The 22786-nt window shown below is 69.1% G+C and carries 22 protein-coding genes and 1 pseudogene; 18 read left to right on the top strand and 5 right to left on the bottom strand.

All coding sequences use genetic code 11. From position 1 onward, the window contains the following. Positions 1-102 precede the first annotated feature (102 nt). From AVS7_RS17830 to AVS7_RS17810, 5 genes are read left to right on the top strand one after another with little or no spacing between them, the layout of a single operon-like run. Positions 103-1263, top strand: a complete 1161-nt coding sequence (locus AVS7_RS17830; protein ID WP_020229437.1) for a flagellar biosynthesis protein FlhB — start codon at positions 103-105, stop codon at positions 1261-1263. Further along, positions 1260-3341 carry a flagellar biosynthesis protein FlhA gene (flhA, locus tag AVS7_RS17825; RefSeq protein WP_024001777.1) on the top strand — a complete coding sequence of 694 codons (2082 nt, stop codon included), beginning with the start codon at positions 1260-1262 and terminating at the stop codon, positions 3339-3341. The genes AVS7_RS17830 and flhA overlap by 4 nt, the downstream gene beginning before the upstream one ends. Next, a complete protein-coding gene (gene flhF / locus AVS7_RS17820; RefSeq protein ID WP_020229435.1) occupies positions 3338-4876 on the top strand; it encodes a flagellar biosynthesis protein FlhF in 1539 nt (512 codons plus the stop codon). The genes flhA and flhF overlap by 4 nt, the downstream gene beginning before the upstream one ends. Then, positions 4866-5663: a hypothetical protein gene (locus AVS7_RS17815; RefSeq protein WP_020229434.1), complete on the top strand. Its 798-nt coding sequence runs from the start codon at positions 4866-4868 to the stop codon at positions 5661-5663. The genes flhF and AVS7_RS17815 overlap by 11 nt, the downstream gene beginning before the upstream one ends. A 4-nt stretch (positions 5664-5667) precedes the next feature. Next, the gene (locus tag AVS7_RS17810) at positions 5668-6384 is read left to right on the top strand and encodes an RNA polymerase sigma factor FliA (RefSeq protein WP_020229433.1); all 717 of its coding nucleotides are present in this window, start codon (positions 5668-5670) and stop codon (positions 6382-6384) included. A 224-nt stretch (positions 6385-6608) separates the two neighbouring features. Here the strand turns inward: AVS7_RS17810 and AVS7_RS17805 are convergent, their stop codons facing one another. From AVS7_RS17805 to flgA, 3 genes are all read right to left on the bottom strand, one after another. Further along, a complete protein-coding gene (locus tag AVS7_RS17805) occupies positions 6609-6971 on the bottom strand; it encodes a hypothetical protein (RefSeq protein WP_020229432.1) in 363 nt (120 codons plus the stop codon). Between the two features lie 41 nt (positions 6972-7012). Beyond that, complete coding sequence (flgM, locus tag AVS7_RS17800) at positions 7013-7333, bottom strand: flagellar biosynthesis anti-sigma factor FlgM (RefSeq protein WP_020229431.1); 321 nt, start codon at positions 7331-7333, stop codon at positions 7013-7015. A gap of 82 nt (positions 7334-7415) precedes the next feature. Beyond that, complete coding sequence (gene flgA, locus AVS7_RS17795; protein WP_020229430.1) at positions 7416-8120, bottom strand: flagellar basal body P-ring formation chaperone FlgA; 705 nt, start codon at positions 8118-8120, stop codon at positions 7416-7418. Positions 8121-8296: 176 nt separating this feature from the next. Between flgA and flgB the strand changes: the two genes are divergently transcribed. The 12 genes from flgB (at position 8297) to AVS7_RS17735 (ending at position 20089) form a co-directional block, all read left to right on the top strand. Further along, on the top strand, positions 8297-8713 hold the full coding sequence (gene flgB / locus AVS7_RS17790; RefSeq protein WP_020229429.1) for a flagellar basal body rod protein FlgB: 417 nt from the start codon (positions 8297-8299) through the stop codon (positions 8711-8713). A 20-nt stretch (positions 8714-8733) separates the two neighbouring features. Continuing rightward, positions 8734-9138, top strand: coding sequence for a flagellar basal body rod protein FlgC (gene flgC / locus AVS7_RS17785; protein WP_020229428.1), 405 nt, complete (start codon positions 8734-8736; stop codon positions 9136-9138). Positions 9139-9156: 18 nt separating this feature from the next. Then, positions 9157-9819 (top strand): flagellar hook assembly protein FlgD, encoded by a 663-nt coding sequence (locus tag AVS7_RS17780; RefSeq protein ID WP_020229427.1) that lies wholly within the window; start codon positions 9157-9159, stop codon positions 9817-9819. Between the two features lie 34 nt (positions 9820-9853). Continuing rightward, positions 9854-11134, top strand: coding sequence for a flagellar hook protein FlgE (gene flgE / locus AVS7_RS17775; protein WP_020229426.1), 1281 nt, complete (start codon positions 9854-9856; stop codon positions 11132-11134). 25 nt (positions 11135-11159) lie between these two features. Continuing rightward, on the top strand, positions 11160-11900 hold the full coding sequence (locus AVS7_RS17770) for a flagellar basal body rod protein FlgF (protein WP_020229425.1): 741 nt from the start codon (positions 11160-11162) through the stop codon (positions 11898-11900). Positions 11901-11912: 12 nt separating this feature from the next. Continuing rightward, complete coding sequence (gene flgG / locus AVS7_RS17765) at positions 11913-12695, top strand: flagellar basal-body rod protein FlgG (protein WP_020229424.1); 783 nt, start codon at positions 11913-11915, stop codon at positions 12693-12695. Positions 12696-12712: 17 nt separating this feature from the next. Continuing rightward, complete coding sequence (locus AVS7_RS17760) at positions 12713-13399, top strand: flagellar basal body L-ring protein FlgH (RefSeq protein ID WP_020229423.1); 687 nt, start codon at positions 12713-12715, stop codon at positions 13397-13399. Positions 13400-13540: 141 nt separating this feature from the next. Then, a complete protein-coding gene (locus AVS7_RS17755) occupies positions 13541-14686 on the top strand; it encodes a flagellar basal body P-ring protein FlgI (RefSeq protein ID WP_020229422.1) in 1146 nt (381 codons plus the stop codon). Then, positions 14686-15633 carry a flagellar assembly peptidoglycan hydrolase FlgJ gene (gene flgJ, locus AVS7_RS17750; RefSeq protein ID WP_020229421.1) on the top strand — a complete coding sequence of 316 codons (948 nt, stop codon included), beginning with the start codon at positions 14686-14688 and terminating at the stop codon, positions 15631-15633. Before AVS7_RS17755 ends, flgJ begins: the two co-directional genes overlap by 1 nt. A gap of 11 nt (positions 15634-15644) precedes the next feature. Then, positions 15645-17573: a flagellar hook-associated protein FlgK gene (flgK, locus tag AVS7_RS17745; RefSeq protein WP_020229420.1), complete on the top strand. Its 1929-nt coding sequence runs from the start codon at positions 15645-15647 to the stop codon at positions 17571-17573. 2 nt (positions 17574-17575) lie between these two features. Beyond that, a complete protein-coding gene (gene flgL, locus AVS7_RS17740) occupies positions 17576-18844 on the top strand; it encodes a flagellar hook-associated protein FlgL (RefSeq protein WP_020229419.1) in 1269 nt (422 codons plus the stop codon). Between the two features lie 39 nt (positions 18845-18883). Then, positions 18884-20089, top strand: a complete 1206-nt coding sequence (locus AVS7_RS17735) for an HDOD domain-containing protein (RefSeq protein WP_020229418.1) — start codon at positions 18884-18886, stop codon at positions 20087-20089. 49 nt (positions 20090-20138) lie between these two features. Here the strand turns inward: AVS7_RS17735 and AVS7_RS17730 are convergent, their stop codons facing one another. Beyond that, complete coding sequence (locus AVS7_RS17730) at positions 20139-20996, bottom strand: LysR family transcriptional regulator (protein WP_020229417.1); 858 nt, start codon at positions 20994-20996, stop codon at positions 20139-20141. Positions 20997-21076: 80 nt separating this feature from the next. On the opposite strand from AVS7_RS17730, the gene AVS7_RS17725 reads away from it, so the two are divergent. Then, positions 21077-22534, top strand: a complete 1458-nt coding sequence (locus AVS7_RS17725) for a DUF6306 domain-containing protein (protein WP_020229416.1) — start codon at positions 21077-21079, stop codon at positions 22532-22534. Positions 22535-22560: 26 nt separating this feature from the next. Here the strand turns inward: AVS7_RS17725 and AVS7_RS24545 are convergent. Continuing rightward, positions 22561-22716: pseudogene (locus tag AVS7_RS24545) on the bottom strand (PLP-dependent aminotransferase family protein); the annotation flags it as partial. Positions 22717-22786: the final 70 nt, after the last annotated feature.

Raw genomic sequence — 22786 nt, 5'->3', positions numbered from 1 at the left:
AGCATCTGCTGCCAGCCGAATAGAGGGGCCACCACCCCTTTATTCGGGCTTTAGCTTTCCCCCCCGCTCCCGACAATGGCGTGACCCGCAAGTCACGCCACCATGAGCTCGAGCCAAGACAAGAACCTCCCCGCCACCGCGCGCAAGCTCCAGAAGGCGCGCGATGACGGCCAGACCGCCCGCTCGCGGGACTTGTCGCACCTGGCCATCCTGGGCGTGGGCGCGGTGGCCCTGCTGGTGCTGGCGCCCTCCCTGATCGACTACCTGGAGCGCGGTCTGCGCCAGAACCTGGTATTCGACGCCGCCACCGTCCGTGCCCCGGGCCACATGCTGGAACGCCTCAAGGCCCTGGCGACGGTCGGCGTGCTCGCCAGCGCCGCGTTCGCCTCCCTGACCGCCGGTGCCGCCCTGATCGGCGCCTTGGGCGCGGGCGGCTGGGTCTTCAGCCTCAAGCCCATCTCGCCGCAGTTCAACCGGCTCAACCCGATCCAGGGCGTGGCCAACCTGTTTTCCAAGCAGCAGCTCACCAACGTGGCCAAGATGGTGCTGATGACGGCGGTGCTCACCTTCGTCGCCTGGAAGTTCATGGGCCACAGCACCGAGAAGATGGCCCTGCTGGTGCTGCAGCCCTCGCCGCTGTCGCTGCGCCACGCAGGCGAGTGGGTCGTCTCGGGCGTGAGCCTGCTGCTGCTCGTGGTGTTCCTGTTCGCGCTGGTGGACGTGCCGCTGCAGTCCGTTCTCTTCAAGTCGCGCCTGAAGATGTCGCACGAGGAAGTGAAGAACGAGCACAAGGAGGCCGACGGCAACCCCCAGATCAAGAGCAAGATCCGCCAGAAGCAGCGCGAGATCGCCGACCGCGCCAGCATCGCCGCCGTGCCCAAGGCCGACTTCGTGGTGATGAATCCCACCCACTACGCCGTGGCGCTGCGCTACGACGAGGCCGCCATGGGCGCGCCGCAGGTCGTCTCCAAGGGCACGGACCTGCTCGCCTTCCGCATCCGCGAGGTGGCGCAGCAGCACGGCGTGCCGGTGCTGCAGTCGCCCATGCTGGCACGGGCCCTGTACGCCCACGCCGAGCTGGAGCAACCCATCCCCGCCCAGCTCTACACCGCCGTGGCGCAGGTGCTGGCCTACGTCTACCGACTCAAGGCTGCGCTGCGCGGTGCAGGCCCCATGCCCGGCGCGCAGCCCGACCCGCAGGTGCCGCCCGAACTCGATCCGCACTCGCCCCAGGCGCAACGCGCCCGCCGAGGTAACGCATGACCCCGTCGATGAACTCCGTCCGGCAATGGGCCGGCGACAACCGCTCGGCCCTGCAGGGCCTGTCGGCCCCGCTGCTCGTGGTGGCCATCCTGGCGCTGATGGTGCTGCCCATCCCGCCGTGGATGCTTGACACCTTCTTCACGCTCAACATCGCCGTGGCGCTGATGGTGATGATGGTGGCGGCCTACATGGTCAAGCCGCTCGACTTCGCCGCCTTCCCCTCGGTGCTGCTGCTGACCACGCTGATGCGCCTGTCGCTCAACGTGGCCTCGACCCGCGTGGTGCTGCTCGAAGGCCACACCGGCCCGGGCGCGGCGGGCGCGGTGATCGAGGCCTTCGGCCACTTCCTGATCGGCGGCAACTTCGCCGTGGGCTTGATCGTGTTCGCCATCCTCGTGGTGATCAACTTCGTGGTGGTGACCAAGGGCGCCGAGCGCATCGCCGAGGTCTCGGCCCGCTTCACCCTGGACGCCATGCCCGGCAAGCAGATGGCGGTGGACGCCGACCTGAATGCCGGCCTGATCGACGACAAGGAGGCCAAGCGCCGCCGTGCCGAGGTCCAGGAGGAGGCCAACTTCTTCGGCTCCATGGACGGCGCGAGCAAGTTCGTGCGCGGCGACGCCATTGCCGGCATCCTGATCCTGGTCATCAACATCATCGGCGGCTTCGCCATCGGCATGCTGCAGCACGGCCTGTCGGCCAGCGACGCGGCCAACAGCTACATCCTGCTGGCGGTGGGCGACGCGCTGGTGGCGCAGATCCCGGGCCTGCTGATCTCCGTGGCCGCGGCCATGGTCATCTCGCGCGTGGGCAAGGAAGAGGACATGGGCCGCCAGATCGTGCAGCAGCTCTTCATGTCGCCGCGCGTGCTGGGCGTGACGGCGGGCATCCTGATCCTGCTGGGCCTCATCCCCGGCATGCCGCACGCCGTGTTCCTGGTCATGGGCAGTGGCATCGGCTACGGCGCCTGGGTGCTGATGCAGCGCCAGAACCGCCCCCCGCCCGTGGAGGAAGCCCCCGGGCCCGTCGCCGACGGCGAAGCGAGCTGGGACGATCTGCAGCCTGTGGACCTGCTGGGCCTGGAACTGGGCTACCGCCTGATCGCGCTGGTGGACAAGAACCGCCAGGGCGACCTGCTCACGCGCATCAAGGGCGTGCGCCGCAAGTTCGCGCAGGAGGTGGGCTTCCTGCCGCCGGCCGTGCACGTGCGCGACAACCTCGAACTCAAGCCCAGCGCCTACCGCATCACGCTGCGCGGCGTGGTGGTGGGCGAGGGCGAGGCCTTCCCCGGCATGTTCCTGGCCATCAATCCCGGCGGCATCAGCACGCCGCTGATCGGTACACCCACGACCGATCCGGCCTTCGGCCTGCCCGCGCACTGGATCGACGCAGGGCAGAAGGAAGCCGCGCAAATGGCGGGCTTTACCGTCGTTGATCCGGAAACCGTGATGGCGACCCATTTGTCACACTTGATGCAAGTACAGGCCTCCAAGCTCCTGAGCCGCACCGAGACGCAGCAGCTCGTGGAGCACGTGGCCCGCCTGGCCCCCAAGTTGATCGAAGAAGTCGTGCCCAAGATGGTCTCCATCACCACATTCCAGAAGGTGCTGCAGTTGCTGCTGGAGGAGTCCGTCCACATCCGCGACATCCGCACCATCATCGAAACGCTGGCCGAGCACGCCGGCAGCACGCAGGATCCGGTGGAACTGGCGCGGCGCGTGCGCATCGCCCTCTCGCCCGCCATCGTGCAGCAGATCTACGGCCCCACGCGCGAGCTCAGCGTGATCGCCATCGAACCCGGCCTGGAGCGCCTCCTGATGCAGGCCCTGGGCAATGCCGGCGGCCCGGCGCTGGACCCCGGCGTGGCCGACCTGCTCACCCACAAGGCCGCCGAAGTCGCCATGAAGCAGGAGGAGCTGGGCATGCCCGCCTGCCTGCTCGTGCCCGACCAGATCCGCGGCGCCATCGCGCGCCTGGTGCGCCGCGTGGCGCCCCGCCTGCAGGTGCTCGCGCACAGCGAGATCCCTGAAACCCACACCATCCGCATCGGCCCGATCCTCAAAGGTGCAACGTCATGAACATCAAACGCTTCCACGCTCCCACGTCGCGGGAGGCCCTGGCCAAGGCGCGCATGGCTTTTGGTGAAGGCACGCTCATCCTGTCCAACCGCCCCACGGCCGGCGGCGTCGAGGTGGTGGCCACGGCGGAGGAAACCCTGTCCACGCTGGAGCCGGCCGCCGCCCCGCCGGTTGCGCTTGCCGGCAGCCGCCTGCAGGAGCGCGCCGACGACCTGGCCGCCAGCCCCGTGCGCCTGCAGCAGGCCCGCGCGGAACCGCGCGCCGATACAGCCCGCACCGCCGTCGCCAAGGACACCGAGCAGCTCGCCATGAGCACCCTGTCGTTCCAAGACTATGTGCGCGAGCGCATGCTGCGCCGCCGCCATGAGGCGCTGAACGGCGACGCGCCGGCCCTGCCGCTGCCCGAGCGCGCCACCGAGCGCGTGCCCCTGCGCCCCTCCACACTGCCCGCCAGCGCGCCCGTGGCGCGCCACAACCCGCTGCGCCCCATGCACGCCGACCTGGGCGCCGAGCAGCTCACGCCCGCAGCACCGCGCCGCCCGGCGCCGGCCGCCGCCGCGCCCACGCTGGCCGCGGGCACCAGCCAGCAGAACCTGATGAAGGAACTGCAGGCCATGAAGGACCTGATCGAGGACCGCTTCAACACCCTGGCTTGGCTCGGCCAGGCACGGCAGAACCCGATCCAGTCCAACCTGATGCTCAAGCTCATCCGCGCGGGGTATTCGCCCGCGCTGGCGCGCGCCGTGCTGGAACACCTGCCCGAGCACCTGCCCGCACCGGACGCCGTGCGCTGGCTCATGGAAGTGCTGGAACGCAACCTCAAGACCGATGCGCACGCGCTGCCGCTGTACGAGGAAGGCGGCATCTACGCCATGGTAGGCGCCACCGGCGTGGGCAAGACCACCACCACCGCCAAGCTGGCCGCGCTGTGCGCGCGCGTGCACGGCCCGCAGAGCGTGGGCCTGATCACGCTGGACACCTACCGCGTGGGCGCCCACGAACAGCTGCGCTCCTACGGCCGCATGCTGGGCGTGGTGGCCCACCTGGCCCATGACCGCGCGGCGCTGCAGGACCTGCTGGGGCTGCTGTCGTCCAAGAAGATGGTGCTCATCGACACCACGGGCATCGCCCCGCGCGATCCGCGCAAGCGCGACCTGCTCGACGTGCTCGACCTGCCCGGCGTGAACCGCCTGCTGGTGCTCAATGCCAGCGCCCACGGCGACACACTGGACGACGTGCTCACCGGCTTCAAGACCACGGGCTCGCAACAGGCCATCCTGTCCAAGGTGGACGAAGCCGTGAAGCTCGGCCCCGCCATCGACGCGCTGATCCGCCACCAGATGGTGCTGCGCGGCGTGACCAATGGCCAGCGCGTGCCCGAGGACTGGGAAGCCGCCGATGCGCACAAGCTTGTGGGCACCTCCATGCGCACCAGCGTGAAATCGGCTTTCGATCCCAAGGCGGCGGAGCTCAACTTCTTCTTCTCGCCCGCGACCGCCACCGCGGACGAGCAGGGGCTGGCCGATGTTGCTTGACACCGGATTCCACCAGGGCGCCGGCCTGCACGGTTACACGCCGCAGCGCGACCTGCGCCTGCTGCCCGTGCTCAGCCATCCCGCCCCTTCCATCGCGCTGGAAACCCTGTGGCAGGTGTGCTCCAGCCTGCAGCGCCTGGGCTACCCGGTGGTCGTGCTCGACGGCACCGCGCACGAAAGCGCCGGCGCGCCCGGCCTGCTGCACCTGCTGGCGTCCACGGCCGCCGCGGCGGCGATGGATGCCGGTGCCACGTCCTCCTCGCTGCCCGTGGTGCCCGCCGCACTGGGCCTGCAGCGGCTGGCGCAGCAGGAAGGCCTTGCGCACGACGCGCTGCAGTGCCTGCTGCCGCTGTTCCGCGCCTACGCAGCCGTGGTGCTGTTCGCTCCGCCGGAGCTGGCCGCGCCCTTGCTGCGCGGCAGCGCCAGCGTTCCGCTGGTCCTCACCGGGCCCGGCGCGCAGGGCATGGTGCGTGGCTACCTGCAGCTCAAGCACATGGCGCTGCACGCGGGCGTGCGCTGCGCCGTGGCCTCCATCCAGCCCCCGGGCACCCCCGTGCGCGCACAGCAGACGCAGGAAGCCCTGGTCGCGCTGCAGCGCAACGCCGAGCGCCTGCTGGGCATGCAGGTGCACACCACCACGGTCTGGGCCGCGCGGCCGCAGGACGTTCAGCGCCTGGCCTTGCAACTGCTGGAAAACGCATGCACGATTGACGCTACCATGCCGATGATGCTGCCCGCGCACAGCCTCGCCGCTTCCAGCGCACCCTTGATGGACCGGAGCCACTGACCCGATGTACACCGCGAAAGGCCAGCTCGACCGGGACGCGCTGTTCCACCAGCACGTGCCCTTGGTGCGGCGCATCGCCCACCACATGATCGCCAAGCTCCCGCCCAACGTGGAGCTGGATGACCTCATCCAGGTCGGCATGATCGGCCTGAACGACGCGCTCTCGCGCTACGAGGTCACGCAGGGCGTGCAGTTCGAGACCTTCGCCACCCAACGCATCCGCGGTGCCATGCTCGACGAGCTGCGCGAGGGCGACTGGATGAGCCGCAGCTCACGCAAGAGCCAGAAGGAGATCGAGCACGCACTGCACCGCCTGGAGCAAAAGCTCGGGCGCAGCCCGATCGAATCCGAGATCGCCGCGGAGCTGGGCATGAGCCTGGCGGACTACCAGTCCCTGCTTTCCAAAGTGCGGGGCACGCAGCTCGTGTACCTGGAGGACTTCCACCACGGCGACGATGACGACGAAGGCTTCCTCGACCGCCACGTGGCCGACGAGGGCGCCGACCCCATGTCCATGCTGCGCGACCAGCGCCTGAAGTCCTCGCTGGTCGCTGCCATCCAGGCCCTGCCCGAGCGTGAGCAGTACATCATGGGCATGTACTACGAGCACGACATGAACCTCAAGGAAATCGCCGCCGTGCTGGGCGTGACCGAGTCGCGCGTGTGCCAGCTGCACAGCCAGGCCATCGCGCGCCTGCGCACCAAGATGCGCGGGCATTAGAGGGCATCCCCCTGAGCGGCTGCGCCGCCTCCCCCTTCTCTCGTAGCGCTGCGCGCTACGGGAAGGGGGACGACGCCAGCGGCCTGGCGGAGCCAGCTCCGCGGCGTCCGCTGGCATGGCCTGCTCCGCGGCCTTCGGATGAATGGAGCGAGGCTGGATTTCTAGTCAAATTGGCCTCCAGCACTTACCAGTCAAGCGCAAGCAGCTCTCTTTTCAATAGCAAATCAACCCGGGGCGCGGTAGATGCGTGCGCCCGGGGCGGGGGGGGCGCTGCCGGCTTTGCCGTAGGTCACGCCCTGCACGGGCGGCAGCAGCGATGCGGCCTGCCGCTCGGTGAGCGCCAGCACGCGTGCAAGCTGCTCGCGCAGCAGGCCCAGCCGGGTGCCGATGGCCTGGATGCGGGCGGCCGTGCCCTCGGGCCATGTGCCCTGCCCGCCGGAACGCTCCAGGGCCTGCGACAACGCAAAGGCCGCCTCGCGCAAGCGCTGGGCGGCCTTTTCCAGGGTCAGGGGATCGGTGGCCATCAGGGCAGTCTCCACGTCCTGGAGCTGCGCTTCGATGGCGGAGAGGGGGGTGCCTATGGACATGGGGCGAGTCTATGGCCGTTCGCCCCGGCATGCGCGGAAGGTCAGCCGCGGGAGCGCAGCAGGGTTTCGGAGGCGTTGGCCAGCAGCTTGTCGGCGACCGCCTCGGCGTCCACCTTGAACGTACCCTTTTCGATGGCGGACTTGACAGCCTTGACCTTGCCGGCGTCGAAATCGGAGGCGCCACGCGCCACGTCCATGCTGCGCGCTGCCTGCGACAGGGTCACGGGTACGCCCGCGGCCGCCGTGCGCGGCGCGTCCTTGGCCGCGTCCTGGGCTGCGGGCGCAGGTGCCTTGGCCTGCTGCTTTGCAGCGGCCGCCTGCGTCAGCGCATTGGCAGTATCCGGGTTGTGTCCTATCTTCATCGCACTCTCCACCACCCCTGTCAGTGTGGGGCCAGTAGCCATGTTTTCGGCCGGTGCGCGGCGGACTTGAGGGTTTTGTTGGCTACAAGGTGGCCTCTACCGTCCCATCATCCGACACAATACCTGCGATCACCCGCCCATTCGCCATGCGGATGCGCACATTCTGGCCCACGGCACCAGCGCTCATGGCCTGGCCGGAAGATGTTACCGAATACCCCGGTCCCTGCACCACGACCCGCACGGAAGTGCCGGCTCTGAAGACCTCGGGGGGACGGACCATGTTCTGGCGCAACGCCTGCCCGGCCACCAGGTGGCGCGCCGCCACCTGGCCCACCCAGGCCTGGGGATTGGCCACGACGGGGGCCGTCTCGGCCGCCCAGTCCACCTCGGCCTCCACCGCGTCCTGCTCGGTCAGCACCGCGCCGGAGGCCACGTTGCCCGCCAGCACCCAGGCGGGGCCGAATGCCTTGACGGTGATGGGCAGGAACACGTTCCAGCGCGTGGCCCCGTCCATGCAGCGCAGGCCCAGGCGGGTGCGGCCCCACAGGCGCGCGCCGGTGGGCAGGTAGGGCTCGACATGGTTGCACGGCGCCAGGCGCAGGCGCGGATCGAGGGCGCCCACGCTGACCTCCATGCGCAGCGGCAGCGTGGCGGACTGGGCCTGCAGCACGTCGTTCAGCCAGCGCTGGCCGACAGAACCCAGGTCGTCCTGGGCCAGTGCCGGGCCCGCGAGCGCCATGCAGCCCAGGGCCGCGGCCAGCGAACGGATGAAGGGGAAGGAAGGCATGGCGTTTCTCCAAAAGGCAGGCCCCGGGGGCGCTTTTCCACACCGGCCACTGTAGGCCGCCGCCGCCCCCCCGAAAGCACCGAACAGCCGCCCGATCACCGCGTTCTTCGCGCTTTAGAAAACCGGGGCGGATTCCACAATCGCTCCACCGAATCCCTTCACCGCCCGAGGCCCCCATGCTCGACAAGATGACCCAGCGACTGGACTTCCACGGCAACGCGCTGCTGCTGCGTTCCGAGCGCCAGCGCGCCATCGCGAGCAACATCGCCAACGCGGACACGCCCGGCTACGTGGCGCGCGACTTCAAGTTCGCCGACGCCATGCGTGCCGCCAGCGAGGCCCAGGCGCCCGGCGCGATGCGCCAGCAGAGCGTGAGCGACCCGCGCCACATCCCGCTGCCCGCCGCCGGCAGCGGCACGTCGGACAGTGCGCTGGGCTACAGCCTGCAGACCCAGCCCAGCCTGGACCGCAATACCGTGGACATGGACCGCGAGCGCGCCGCCTTCGTGGACAACGCCGTGCGCTATGAGGCCACGCTGCGCTTCATCAACGGCGGCGCCAAGACCATGCTGAGCGCCATCCAGGGCCAGTAAGCCGATAAGGAGCCAACGCCATGTCGATGTTCTCGATCTTCAACGTCTCGGGCAGCGCGATCAGCGCGCAGTCGCAGCGCCTGAACGTCGTGGCCAGCAACCTGGCCAACGTGGACGCCGTGGCCGGCCCCGACGGCCAGGCCTACAAGGCGCGCCAGGTGGTGTTCCAGACCACGCCCATGGGCGCGGACAGCTCGGCCGGGGTGCGCGTGTCGACCATCCAGGAAAGCGACGTGCCTGGCCGCCGCGTGCACGACCCGGCCAACCCCATGGCCGACGCCGAGGGCTACGTCACCCACTCCAACGTGAACGCGGTGGAGGAGATGGTCAACATGATCTCCGCCTCGCGCTCGTACCAGAACAACGTCGAGGTCATGAACACGGCCAAGACGCTGCTGCTCAAGACCCTGCAGATGGGCCAGTAACCGTCCGGAGACACCGCCATGTTCATGAGCCCCATCGATACCAGCACACTCGACGCCGGTGCCGCCACCACGTCCAAGACGGGCGACAACAACGATCCCGCCGCAATGCAGGACCGGTTCCTGAAGCTGCTCGTGGCACAGCTGACCAACCAGGATCCGATGAATCCTCTGGACAACGCCCAGATGACGACGCAGATGGCCCAGATCAACACGGTGACGGGCCTGCAAACGCTGAATCTGACCATGCAGACCATGGCCGAGCAATTCGCCACGATGCAGACACTGCAAGGCATCACCATGATCGGCCGTTCGGTGCTCTCGGAAGGCAATCAGATGAGCATGGAAGACGCCAAGGGGAAAGGCTACTTCGACCTCGCCAATGCCGCCACCAGCGTCAAGGTGGAAGTGGTCACACCAGGCGGCGTGGTCGTGGACACCGTGGAACTGGGAGCGCTGGACAAGGGCCGCGGCGAATTCGAATGGGATGCCAGCAAATACACCGCAGGCAACGCCGCCGACCTGCGCTTCCGCGTCGTCGCATCGAACAAGGAAGGGGCGGTCACCGCCACGCCGCTGATGCAGTCGAAGGTGGTGGCCACCGGCACCAACGCCGGCGCATTGACCCTGACGCTGGAAAACGGAGAAACCGTCAACTACGCCAACATCCGCGGCGTGGTCTAACCCCACGCACTTCAATACGCACCAGGAGAAAACCATGGGTTTCCAACAGGGCCTCTCCGGCCTCAATGCATCGGCCAGGAACCTCGATGTGATCGGCCATAACATCGCCAACGCCAACACCACGGGGTTCAAGTCATCGCGTTCCGAGTTCGCCGCCATGATCGCCGCATCCATCGGCGCTTCGGGCGGCAGCAGCGCCGGCATTGGCGTGGAAACGGCAGCGATCGCGCAGCAGTTCAGCCAGGGCAACATCAGCGTCACGGGCAACAGCCTGGACGTAGCGATCAATGGCAATGGCTTCTTCACGCTGCAGATGCCTGACGGCTCGCGCGCCTACACCCGGGCAGGCAATTTCAAGCTGGACGCGAACACGGGCGACATCATCACCAACGATGGGGCCCGCGTGCTGGGCTACCCCACCAATCCTCTGACGGGCCAGCGCACCTCCAGCACGGCAGGGCCGCTGACACTGCCCACCGGCGCGCCCATCCCAGCGAAACAAACCACGGAAATCAATGCCGCCTTCAATCTGGACGCGCGCGCGCCGGATGCCGCGGGCGACCCGGCCGCCACCCCGCCCATCCCCGCCACACCGCGCTCCACCTATGGCACGTCGATCAATGTCTACGACAGCCAGGGCGTAGCCAAGCCTCTGAACCTGTATTTCGAGAAGAACGGCGCCAACACCTGGGACGTCTATACAGAGCTGGACGACCCCAGCGCCACGCCGCCCGTGGTCGCCACCCCCATCGGCCAGATCACCTTCGACAACAACGGCAACATCATCGGTCCCGCTGCGACGCCGCCAGCAACGGGGTTCACGATGGACCTGACCATCAGCCCCTCGCCACCCAATCCCAACGGCCTCCCCGACTTCCAGGTGGAGCTGAAGCTGGACGGCATGACGCAGTTCGGCTCCAAGTTCGCGCCTTCCGAACTCACGCAGGACGGCTACAGCTCGGGACAGCTCACCGGGATCAACATCGGCGACGACGGCCTGGTCCTTGCGCGCTATTCCAATGGCGTGACGCGTGCCGAAGGGCAGATTGCGCTGGCGAGCTTCCGCAACAGCCAGGGCCTGGAGCCCGTGGGGGGCAACAACTGGGTGGAGACCAGCGCATCGGGCCAGCCGATGCTGGGCTCCCCCACCGACGGCAACTTCGGCAAGCTGCGCTCGGGCGCACTGGAAGATTCCAACGTGGACCTCACGGCCGAGCTCGTGAACATGATGACTGCACAGCGCGCCTACCAGGCCAATGCGCAGACCATCAAGACACAGGACCAAGTGATGTCCACCCTCGTCAACCTGCGCTGACGCTGCCTGACCTGGAGACCACGCCATGGACCGCATCATCTACACCTCCATGACCGGCGCCAGCGCCGCTGCACACCGGCAGGCGGTGCTGTCCAACAACCTGGCGAACGTCTCCACCAATGGCTTCCGCGCGGAAATGTCCAACTTCCGCTCGGTGCCGCTGCAAGGCGACGGCTCCAGCACGCGCGTGTTCGCGCTGGAAGCCACCTCCGGTCATGTGGACACGCCCGGTCCCGTGCAGCGCACCGGCCGCCCGCTCGACGGTATGGCCCTGGGGAACGCCTGGTTCGCCGTGCAGGGCCTGGACGGCACCGAGGCCTATACGCGCAACGGCGCCTTCACCGTCACGGCCGAGGGCCAGCTCGTCACGCACAACGGCCTGACGGTGCTCTCCGACGGCGGCGCTCCCATCGAGGTGCCTCAGGGCGCCGAGGCCATGCTGGGCAGCGACGGCACCATCACTGCGCGCGTGCCAGGCCAGGTGCCGCAGGCCATCGGGCGCATCAAGCTCGCCACGCCCATGGCCGAAGACCCGCTGCAGCGCGGCAACGACGGGCTGTTCCGCACCGCCTCGGGCGAGCCCATCCCCAACGACGCCAATGCGCGCCTGGCCTCGGGTGCGCTGGAAGGCTCCAACGTGAATGCCGTCGAATGCATGGTGGGCATGATCGCCGCCGCGCGCCAGTTCGAGCAGCAGATGCGCCTGCTGCAAACCGCCGAGAACGACGACAAGGCCGCCGCCCGGCTGCTCAGCACCAACGGCTAAAGGAAGAACGCCATGATCAATTCCCTGTGGATCGCCAAGACCGGCATGACCGCCCAGCAGACGCAGCTGGACGTGATCTCCCACAACCTCGCCAACGTCTCCACCTCGGGCTTCAAGCGCAACAACGCCGTGTTCGAGGACCTGATCTACCAGAACCTGCGCCAGGTCGGCGCGCAGACCACCGAGCAGAACCAGCTTCCCACCGGTCTGCACCTGGGCCTGGGCGTGAACGTGGTGGCCACCAGCCGCAACTTCACGCAGGGTCCGCTGCAGCAGTCGGGCAACAGCCTGGACGTGGCCATCAACGGCAACGGCTTCTTCGAAATCCAGCTGCCCGACGGCACCATCGGCTACACGCGCGACGGCTCGTTCAAGCTCGACGCGCAGGGGCGCATGGTCACGTCCAGCGGCCTGCCAGTGGCCAACGGCATCACCGTGCCGCCCAACGCCACCAAGGTGAGCATCGGCGAGGACGGCGTCGTCAGCGCTACCGTGCCGGGCAACCCCCAGCCGCAGCAGATCGGCCAGCTCGCCATGTCCAGCTTCGTCAACAACGCCGGCCTGGAGCCCGTGGGGCAGAACATGTACAAGGAATCGGCCGCCTCGGGCCCGCCGCAGCAGGGCCAGCCGGGCACCAATGGGCTGGGCATCATGCGCCAGGGCTTCCTGGAGTCGTCCAACGTCAATGTGGTCGAGGAGCTGGTCACCATGATCCAGACCCAGCGCGCCTACGAGATGAACTCCAAGGCCATCCAGACCTCGGACCAGATGCTGGCCAAGCTGTCGCAGCTGTGAAAGATAGGAAGGACGCCATGATGCCCCCCGCCCTGCGCCTGCTCGCAGCCTCCGCCCTGGCCATGCTTGCCACGGGCTGCGCCACGCTCAATCCGCCGCCGCCCGTGGACTTGCTGCCCACCGCGCCCCCGCCCGTGGCCACCATGCCACGCCCTGCCGGGCCTGCCACTGGCAGCCTGTTCCATGCGGCAAGCTACCGCCCTGCATTCGAGGACCGGCGCGCCCGCATGGTGGGCGATATCGTCACCATCCAGATCGTGGAGCAGGTAACGGCCAAGCAGAACTCCAGCTCCAGCATCGACCGCAGCTCCGACACGTCGGCCGGCATCTCCGCCTTCCCCTTCGTGGGTGCGGGCAAGCTGGGCAAGCTCAACCTGGGCGCGTCCAGCAGCAACGCCTTTGCAGGCAAGGGCGGCACCGAAAGCAACAACACCTTCACCGGCTCCATCTCCACCACCGTTATCGAGGTCCTGCCCAACGGCCACCTGCTGGTGGCGGGAGAAAAGCAGATCGGCGTGAACGAGAACGTGGATGTGCTGCGCTTCTCCGGCACGGTGGACCCACGCGCGCTGCACCCGGGCAGCGTGATCGCCTCCACCCAGGTCGCCAACGCGCGCGTGCAGTCGCGCGGGCGCGGTGCGCAGAGCGAGGCGCAGGCCATGGGCTGGCTGTCGCGGGCCTTCAATTCCGTCGCCCCGTTCTAGCCATCAAAAACCATAGCTTCCAGCGCTTGCCTGTCAAGCGCTGGAAGCGTTTTTCATTGAAATCCGTGTTCCGCGAATAGGCGGCTTTTCGGGCGGCTTTTCGGTGATTCGCCTGGCGCGTGGCAGCCCACAATCATTGCCATGACCACCTTTGCCCTGCTCCCTTCATCGGCTGCTCTGCGCACGCTGCGGCGGCTGGCGGCGTTCGGGGCGCTCGCGCTCGCTGCGGCGCTGCCGGCGCATGCGCTGCGCATCAAGGAAGTGGCCGCCGTGCAGGGCGTGCGCAGCAACCAGCTCACGGGCTACGGGCTCGTGGTGGGGCTGGACGGCACCGGCGACCAGACCACGCAGATGCCGATCACCACGCAGGCCATGCAGAACTACCTGCTGCAGATGGGCATCAGCCTGCCGCCGGGCACCACGCCGCCGCAGCTCAAGAACGTGGCCACGGTGATCGTGACCGCGCAGCTGCCCGCCTTCGCCCAGCCGGGCCAGATGATCGACGTGAGCGTGTCCTCCATGGGCAACGCCAAGTCGCTCAAGGGCGGCACGCTGATCGCCACGCCGCTGCGCGGCGCCGACGGCGAGATCTACGCCCTGGCCCAGGGCAACGTCGTCGTGGGTGGCGCCGGCGCATCGGCCGGCGGCAGCAAGGTGCAGATCAACCACCTGAGCGCGGGCCGCGTGCCCGACGGCGCGCAGGTCGAGCGCTCCGTGCCCACGCCGCTGCACGACGGCGACACCATCAACCTGGGCCTGAACGCCTCCGACTTCCAGACCGCGCGCAAGGTGGCCAATGCCATCAACGGCCGCCTGGGCGGCGGCACGGCCACCGCGCTGGACGGGCGCACCGTGCAGGTGCGCGCGCCGCAGGAACCCGGCGCGCGCGTGAACTTCATCGCCGAGCTGGAAGAGCTGCAGCTGCCCGACACCACGCCGGCCGCCAAGGTGGTGATCAACGCGCGCACCGGCTCCATCGTGCTCAACCAGGCGGTGACGCTGGGCCCCTGCGCCATCGCGCACGGCAACCTGGCCATCACCATCAGCAGCACGCCCGTCATCAGCCAGCCCGCGCCGCTGTCGCAGGGCCAGACCGTGGTGGCGCAAAAGAGCGACATTGAGGTCAAGCAGGACGGCGGCAAGGTGATCGAGATGCCCGCCTCGCCCCAATTGGCCGACGTGGTGCGCGCGCTCAACACCCTGGGCGCCACGCCGCAGGACCTGCTGGCCATCCTGCAGGCCATCAAGGCCGCTGGCGCGCTGAACGCGGAGCTGGAGGTGATCTGATGACCTTCGACCTGTCCACCAGCGGCGCCGCGTCCGCGCGCTCGGCGATGAACCAGGCGCTGGCCGTGGACGGGCGCTCGCTCAACGCGCTCAAGCTGCAGGCCACGCAAGGCGATGCGCAGGCCGCCAAGGACGCGACGAAGGAAGCCGCCAAGCAGCTCGAATCGCTGTTCATGCGCGAGCTGATCAAGAGCATGCGCGAGGCCACCATGAAGTCCGGCCTGCTCGACGGCGCCGAAGGCAACCTGGCCAACGACCTGTTCGACCAGCAGCTCTCGGTGCAGATGTCGGGCCTGCCGGGCGGGCTGTCCGAGGCCATCCAGCGCCAGCTCTCCCGCCAGTTCGGCGGCGACGGCGAGGCCACGCTGGTGCCCGGCTCCACGCTGAGCCTGGACGCCACGCTGCGCAAGCCGGCGCGCGCCGACAATGCGCAGGCGCCATCGCCCAAGGGCCGCGACAACTTCGTGCAGCACCACCGCAGCGCCGCCGAGCGCGTGGCGCGCGAGAGCGGCATTCCCGCCAGCTTCATGCTGGGCCAGGCCGGGCACGAAACGGGCTGGGGCAAGGGCGAGATCCGCAACAAGGACGGCAGCAATTCGTTCAACCTGTTCGGCATCAAGGCCGGCAAGGGCTGGACGGGCAAGGTGGCCGAGGTGACCACCACCGAATACATCAACGGCGCGGCGCGCAAGGTCACGGCCAAGTTCCGCGCCTACGGCTCCTACGAGGAATCGTTCAAGGACTACGCCCGCCTGATCACCGAAAGCCCGCGCTACGAAAAGGCGCGCGCCAAGACCCATTCGGCCCTGGCCTACGCCGCCGAGCTGCAGAAGGCCGGCTACGCCACCGACCCGCAATACGCCGCCAAGCTCAGCCGCGCCATCCAGAGCACGCAGGCCGTGGCGCGCAACCCCGTCGTGGCCCAGGCGCCCGGCACCCAGGTCTGAAGCACTGAACCATGAGCCTCCTCAACGTCGGCGCTCGCGCCCTCCTCGCCAACCAGGTGGCCCTGCAGACCACGGGCCACAACATCGCCAACGTGAGCGTGGCCGGCTACTCGCGCCAGAGCGTGGTCATGGAGACCGTGCAGGGTCAGTTCACCGGCGGCGGCTACATCGGCAAGGGCGTGAACGTGGCCACCATCCTGCGCAACCACAACGAGCTGCTCACCCGCCAGGCCGCGGCGGCGCAGGCCATGCAGGCGGGCGACACGACGCGCGCCGAGCGCCTCACGCAGATGCAGGACGTGTTCAGCGGCGGCAGCAGCGGGCTGGGCGCGGCCATCACCGACATGATGAACTCGCTGGGCGACGTGATCGCCTCGCCCACCGACATCTCGGCGCGCACCGTCACGCTCACCCGCATGGACGAGATGGCCGCGCGCATGCGCTCGTCGGCCGAGCGGCTGCGCGACATCGAGCAATCGGTGACCGAGCAGCTCAAGACCGATGTGGACCACATCAACAGCATCGCCAAGAGCATTGCAGAGGTGAACGAGCAGATCGCGCGCGTCAAAGGCAACGGCCAGAGTCCCAACGACCTGCTGGACAAGCGCGACCAGCTCATCCGCGAACTCAACCAGTACGTGCAGACCACGCAGATTCCCGCCGACGATGGCACCATGGGCATCTTCGTGGGTGGCAGCCAGGCGCTGGTGCTGGGCAGCACGGCCTCGTCGCTGTCGGTCAGCGAATCCGCGCAGTTTCCGGGCAGCCAGCAGATGGCGATCTACTTCAACCGCGCCGGAAGCGCTCCGGTGGAACTGAACGAGGGCATGCTCGGCGGCGGCGAGGTTTCGGGCCTGCTGCGCTTCGCCAACAACGATCTGGCGGAAGGCCGCAACCTGCTCGGCCGCATGGCCCAGGCCATCGCCATCACCATGAACTCCCAGCAGAACCTGGGCCTCACGCTCGACGGCACCATGGGCAAGGACCTGTTCTCCGTCCCCATGAGCGCCACAGGCTATTCCAGCGGAGCGGCGGCAGGAACGGTCACATTCACCGATGCCACGCGCTTCGCCGCCTCCGACTATGAGGTGCGCTTCACCACTCCGCCCGCAGGCCAGGTGGTGCGCCTGTCGGACGGCAAATCCACGGCATTCACGAGCCTGGCCGATCCGGCGCTGCAAGACATCGACGGCCTCTCGTTCAACCTCACGACGGCGGGTGCCACGGGTGAGCGCATACTGTTCAAGCCCTTCGCCAACGCAGCAGCCAACATGCAGATGCTGGTCTACTCGCCGCGCGACCTGGCGGCAGCCAATCCCATCAACGCGGCCATGGGCACGTCCAACACAGGCACGCTGCAACTGGCAAGCCTGAAAGCCACGGACAGCAGCTTCACCCCGCCCCCCATCCCGGGCGGCGTGACGCTGGCCTTCAATGCCGGCTCGCCGCCGACTTTCACCGTGTCCGGCTCGACCACGCCGCCATCGGGAACGACACTGCCCTATACCCCCGGCGAGCCCATCGAGATCGACGGCTGGTCCATCACCCTGCAGGGCACGCCCAAGAACGGCGACACGGTCACCATCGGCAACGCACTGGACCCGCAGTACGGCGACATGTACACGCGCAACGCCGGCAACGCCACGGCGCTCAAGGACCTGCGCGACGTGAAGATGTTCGACGAATCCACGATGGCCGATGGCTACGCCGGCCTCATGGCCCAGGTGGGCACGCGCACGCAGAGCGCCATGTATGCCGCCAAGCTCTCCGACTCCATCGCCAGCAACCTGGAAGCCGACCGCACCGCCGTCTCCGGCGTGAACCTGGACGAGGAAGCCGCCAAGCTGATCCAGTACCAGCAGGCCTACCAGGCTTCTGCCAAGATGCTGCAGATCGCGCAGACCATTTTCGACAACCTCATCTCCACGATGGGACGCTGACCATGACCAGCACCTTCTACCGCGTGAGCACGGCCAACATGTACGACAGCGCCGTGCGCAACCTGCAGACACGGCAGTCAACCCTGTCGGGACTGCAGGAGAACATGACCTCGGGCAAGCGGGTGGTGCGCGCGAGCGACGACCCCGTGGCCGCCGCGCAGGCCGAGCGCGCGCTCACACGCATCAGCCGCATCCAGGCCGAGCAGCGCGCGCTGGACACGCAGCGCAACTCCGTCGCGCAGGCCGAAGCCACGCTGGGCGACGCCGTGGACCTGGTGCAGCAGATCCGCGGACTGGTGGTGGGCGCGGGCAATGGCTCCTTCAAGAGCCCCGAAGACCAGAAGATCCAGGCCAACCAGATCCAGAGCCTGCGCGACCAGCTCACCGAGGTCGTCAACCGCAAGGACACCAACGGCCAGCCGCTGCTGGGCGCGCTGGGCAGTGCGCTCAAGCCCTTCCTGGGGCCGTTGCTGTCCTCGCCCGACTACACCTTCAACGGCCTGCCCGGCCAGGCCGGCAGCACCGGCACCGACATCGCCAGCATCCTGGACGGCCATGCGGCCTTCATGTTCGACCCGGTGCGCGACGGTGTCTACCAGGCGACCATCTCGCCGCGCGGCGCGGGCAGCACGCTCACCACCAGCGCCGTGTCCACGTCCAATCGCGACCTGCTCGACGGCGCGAGCTACGCGCTGCAGGTCGATTCCTTCACCGTGGACCCGGTCAACGGCACCACGGTGACCTATACGCTCACCAAGACCGACAGGAACGGCGTGGTCACCACCACCCCCGGCCTGTCCGCCGGCCCGGCGGTGAACGGCCAGCCCGTCCCCATCCAGATCCAGGAAGGCGGCCAGACGGTCATGGCCTTCGATCTCAAGGGCTCGCCCGCCGTGGGCGACACCGTAGGCCTCACGCCCAGCACCAGCCTCATGGGCACCATCGACAGCGCCATCCGCGGCATCGGCGAGTCGACGAACAAGACCGACGCCACGCAGGCCGTCGAACAAGCGCTCGCCAACATCGACGCGGGGCTCGAGCGCGTGCTGCAGGTGCGCAGCTACGCGGGCGAGCTGCTCAACCGCGCCGACCGCATCAGCGACGACCAGGGCCAGCGCTCCGTGCAGCTGGAGGCCGACCGCTCGCGCGCCGAGGACCTGGACATGCTCAAGGGCATCTCCGACTTCCAGAACGCCCACACGGGCTACCAGGCGGCCCTGCAGTCCTACGCGCAGGTGCAGCGGCTCTCGCTGTTCGATTTCATGCGTTGATGGCACTGACAGCGCTGCCGCTTCGTTGACAATCCCGCCATGGTCCAATCCGTTCTTGGCAGCCTCGTCCTGGGCTACCGCCCCCTCTGGAACGCCGCCCGCAGGCTGGCCGGCGTGCAGCTCTACGTGCAAAGCGAAGGCGCGGCGCTGGTGGATGCGCCGCACCTGCTGCGCACCCTGCAGGAGCTGTGGACGGCCAGCTCCCCGCCGCTGCTGCTGTCGCCGCGCTCGCAGGCGCTGCTGGGCGAGCTGCTGGAGCATGCACCGCGCGGCACGCCCTGGATCGAAGTGCCCGGCGCCTGGCTGGCCGACCCCGGCCTGCGCGCCCGCGCGCAGCAGGCGCATGCGCGCGGGCTGCGCCTGGTCTGGAGCGGCGCGCTGGACCACCTGCCCGACACCGACACCGCGCGCCTGTTCGACAACAGCCTGCTGCACCTGTCCAGCACCGACGCGGTGCTGGCCCTGCAAGCCGCCCGCGCGGCCCAGGGCAGCCCGCTGATCGCGGGGCAGCTCTACGACAACGTGGCCAGCCGTGCGCTGCTGGCGCACTGCCTGGACGGCAGCGGCGCGCTGGCCGTGGCCGGCTGGCCGCTGGAGGACGTGCTGCACAGCCTGCGCCACCAGCCGCTGCAGCCGGCGCACGACGTGGTGTTCGCGCTCATGAAGGCCATCGACGAGGAGCAGTCCATCGACAGCTTCGAGCAGCACCTGGGCGAAGACCCGCTGCTGGCCTACCGTTTCCTGGTCTACACCAACTCCGCCGCGCTGGGCCTGCGCACGGGCGTGGATTCGCTGCGGCGCGGCCTGGTCATGATGGGCTACGGCTCGCTCTCGCGCTGGCTGTCGGACCAGCTGCCCCACGCCGCCACCGAACCCGACCTGCGCCCCATCCGCGAATCCATGGTGTTGCGCGCGCGCCTGACCGAGCGCCTCATGGACGCGGGCGTGGGCAAGGACCTGCGCCGCGAGGTCTACCTGAGCGGCCTGTTCTCCCAGCTCGACGAGTTGCTGCGCGAACCGCTGGGCGCCATCCTGCGCCGCCTGCCGCTGTCCGAGCGCATCTACGATGCCGTGGTGCTGCGCACCGGCCCCTACGCGCCCAGCCTGGAGATGGCCTGCGCGCTGGAGAGCGACGACGCGGCCGCCATCCGCCAGCTCTGCGAGACGCACGAGCTGGGACTGGAGCACGTCAACCGCTCGCTGCTGCGCGTGCTGAGCGAGCTGGCAGTGGAACGGCCGCACTGATTTTCCAAGCCTTTTCGGCCTCCAGCGCTTGCTGGTAAAGCGCGAGCAGCTATTCTTTTTGAACAGCTGCCTGCCCCGCCAGCATGCGCAGCCCCTCGCGCGCGCGGGCCAGCACCTCGCCGCCATGCGCCGCCGCGTAGACCACGCAGGCCGCGTGCGAGAACTGCGGCGCACCACGCACCGGAAACAGCGCCCCGCGCGCGATGTGCGGCGCCACGATGGCCGCGCGGAAATAGCCCGCTCCGCCCACGCCCAGCAGGTAGCCCAGCGCCAGCGGCCCGAGCGACACCGACACCGGCGCGTTCGACAGTTCCGCGAACGCGGCCTGGTGGCTGGCCGCGAAGCTCGGCCCCCAGTCCACGTAGAGGTAGCGCCGCGGGTCCAGGCCGCCATCGGGCGCGGTGGTCACCATGACCAGCTTTTCCTCCAGCAGCAGCTCGCACACCAGCCCCGGGCGCGGCGGCGGGTTGTAGAGCACGGCGAGGTCCAGCGTGCCGTCCTCCACGCGCTCCAGCAGGCGCTCGCGCGGCTCCACGTCGGCGCGCAGCGCCACCTCGGGGCAGACGTGGTGCATCCACACCAGCCAGTCGGACAGCAGCGGCTGCCAGATGCTGGGCTCCGCCCCCACGCCGATGCCGTGCGCGCGCCCCGGCGGCAGCGCCACCTGCTGGCGCGCGCGCTCCCAGCCCTGCACCAGGCCCGTGGCGTGGCGCACGAAGCGCTCGCCCGCGGGCGTGAGCCGCACCCCGGCCTTGTTGCGCACGAAGAGCGGCCGGCCCAGGTGCTGCTCCAGCGAACGCACGCGCGCGCTCACCGCCGTCTGCGTCAGGTGCAGCCGCTCGGCCGCCGCGGCGAAGCTGCCGCAGTCGGCAATGGCCAGGAAGGTGCGCGCCAAGTCGATGTCCATGCGATGAATGCAAAACTTTTGCAGGCAAATCCCATGATATTTCGTTTGCCTGCACTGAATGGCCGCCGCATCATGGCCGCATGCACGACAACAGCCCCCCCGCCACGCCCCTGTGCCGCCTGCTCGGCTGCCGCCACCCGCTGCTGCTCGCGGGCATGGGCGGTGTGTCGCGCGCCGAGCTGGTCGCCGCCGTCAGCGAGGCCGGCGCCTTCGGCTTCCTGGGCATGGTGCGCGAGCCGCAGGCCCTGATCGAGCGCGAAGTGGCCCAGGTGCGCGCGCGCACCCCAGCCCCCTTCGGCGTGAACCTGATCCCCGCCGCCACGCCCGCGCCGCTGCTGCGGGGGCAGATCGACCTGTGCATCGCCCTGCGCGTGCCTGTCGTCGGCCTGTTCTGGGACGTGGACGCGGGCGTGGTCGCGCGGCTGCGCGCGGCGGGCATCACCGTGGTGCACCAGGTGGGCACGGTGCAGGACGCGCTGCAGGCGCAGGAGGCGGGCGCGCAGGCGCTCATCGCCCAGGGCGTGGAAGCGGGCGGCCACGTGCGCGGCCGCCTGCCGCTGGCCGAGCTGCTGGCCCAGGTGCTCGCGGTAGCCAGCGTGCCCGTGGCCGCCGCCGGCGGACTGGCCGACGGGCGCGGCGTGGCGCGCGTGCTGGCCCAGGGCGCGCAGGCCGCCGTGCTGGGCACGGCCCTGATCGCCACGCACGAGTCCTTCGCCCACGACTTCCACAAGCAGCGCCTGGTGGCCGCCCAGGCGGGCGACACGGTGCTGACGGAGGATTTCCACATCCACTGGCCGCCCCACGCCGCCGTGCGCGTGCTGGCCAGCAGCGTGACGCGGCGCGAACGCGGCGACCCTTTCACCGGCGCACGCACCGTGGTCGGCGACGAGGAGGGCCGGCCCATCTACCTGTTCAGCACCGATTCGCCGCTGCGCTCCATGACCGGCGACTTCGAGGCCATGGCGCTCTACGCCGGGCAGGGCGTGGGCCAGGTCCAGGCCGTGGAGCCCGCCGCCGGCACCGTGCGCCGCATCCTGGCCGAGGCGGCCGCGCACGCACGGCTGCTGGACGATGCGCCGGTGGCGGTGGCCTCGCCCGTCTGCTACGCCGCCGATGCCGAGCGCGAGCGCAACGCCCCGGTCATCGCACGCCTGGACGAGCTGCTGGAGGCCGAGCGCGCCGGCGCCCGCGTCACGCTGCGCAGCAGCGCCGAGGCGCAGGACCCGGCGCTGCGCGCGCTGATCGACGCCATCCACCGCGACGAGGTGCGCTGGTGCGGCCTGCTGATGCAGGCCATCCGCACGCTGCAGGGCACGCCCAGCGCGCGCACCGGCGACTTCTACGGCAAGGCCATGGCCGTGGCCGACCTGCGCGAGCGCATGGCCTTCCTCAACCGGGGCCAGGGCTGGGTGGCGCGCAAGCTGCGCGAGCTGCTGCCGCTGGTGGAAGACGATGGCATCCGCGCCGGGCTGCAGGAGATGCTGCGCTCGCACGAGGAGAACCTGGACAAGGTGAACGCGCAGCTACGGAAAGAGTAGCTTCTCGCGCTTGATGGACAAGCGCTTCAGCCCGTTTTGACCACTTTTTTCCAGGTGCGCCAGAACGCCGGCTCCTGCGTGTTGCCGAAGTTGATGCGCATGAGCGTGCAGGGCTGGCGCGTGGCGTGGAACAGCGCGCCGGGGGCGATCAGGTAGCCCTCGTCCAGCATGCGGTGGGCTAGTGTGGTGTCTCAAAAGTAAGCATCAAATAATGGTACTCGCTGCCCGCGCCACAGATGCCAAGATGGTGTC

The sequence above is a fragment of the Acidovorax sp. MR-S7 genome, assembly GCF_000400995.2.
Taxonomy (GTDB): domain Bacteria; phylum Pseudomonadota; class Gammaproteobacteria; order Burkholderiales; family Burkholderiaceae_C; genus MR-S7.
This window is presented reverse-complemented; position numbering and strand designations above follow the sequence as displayed.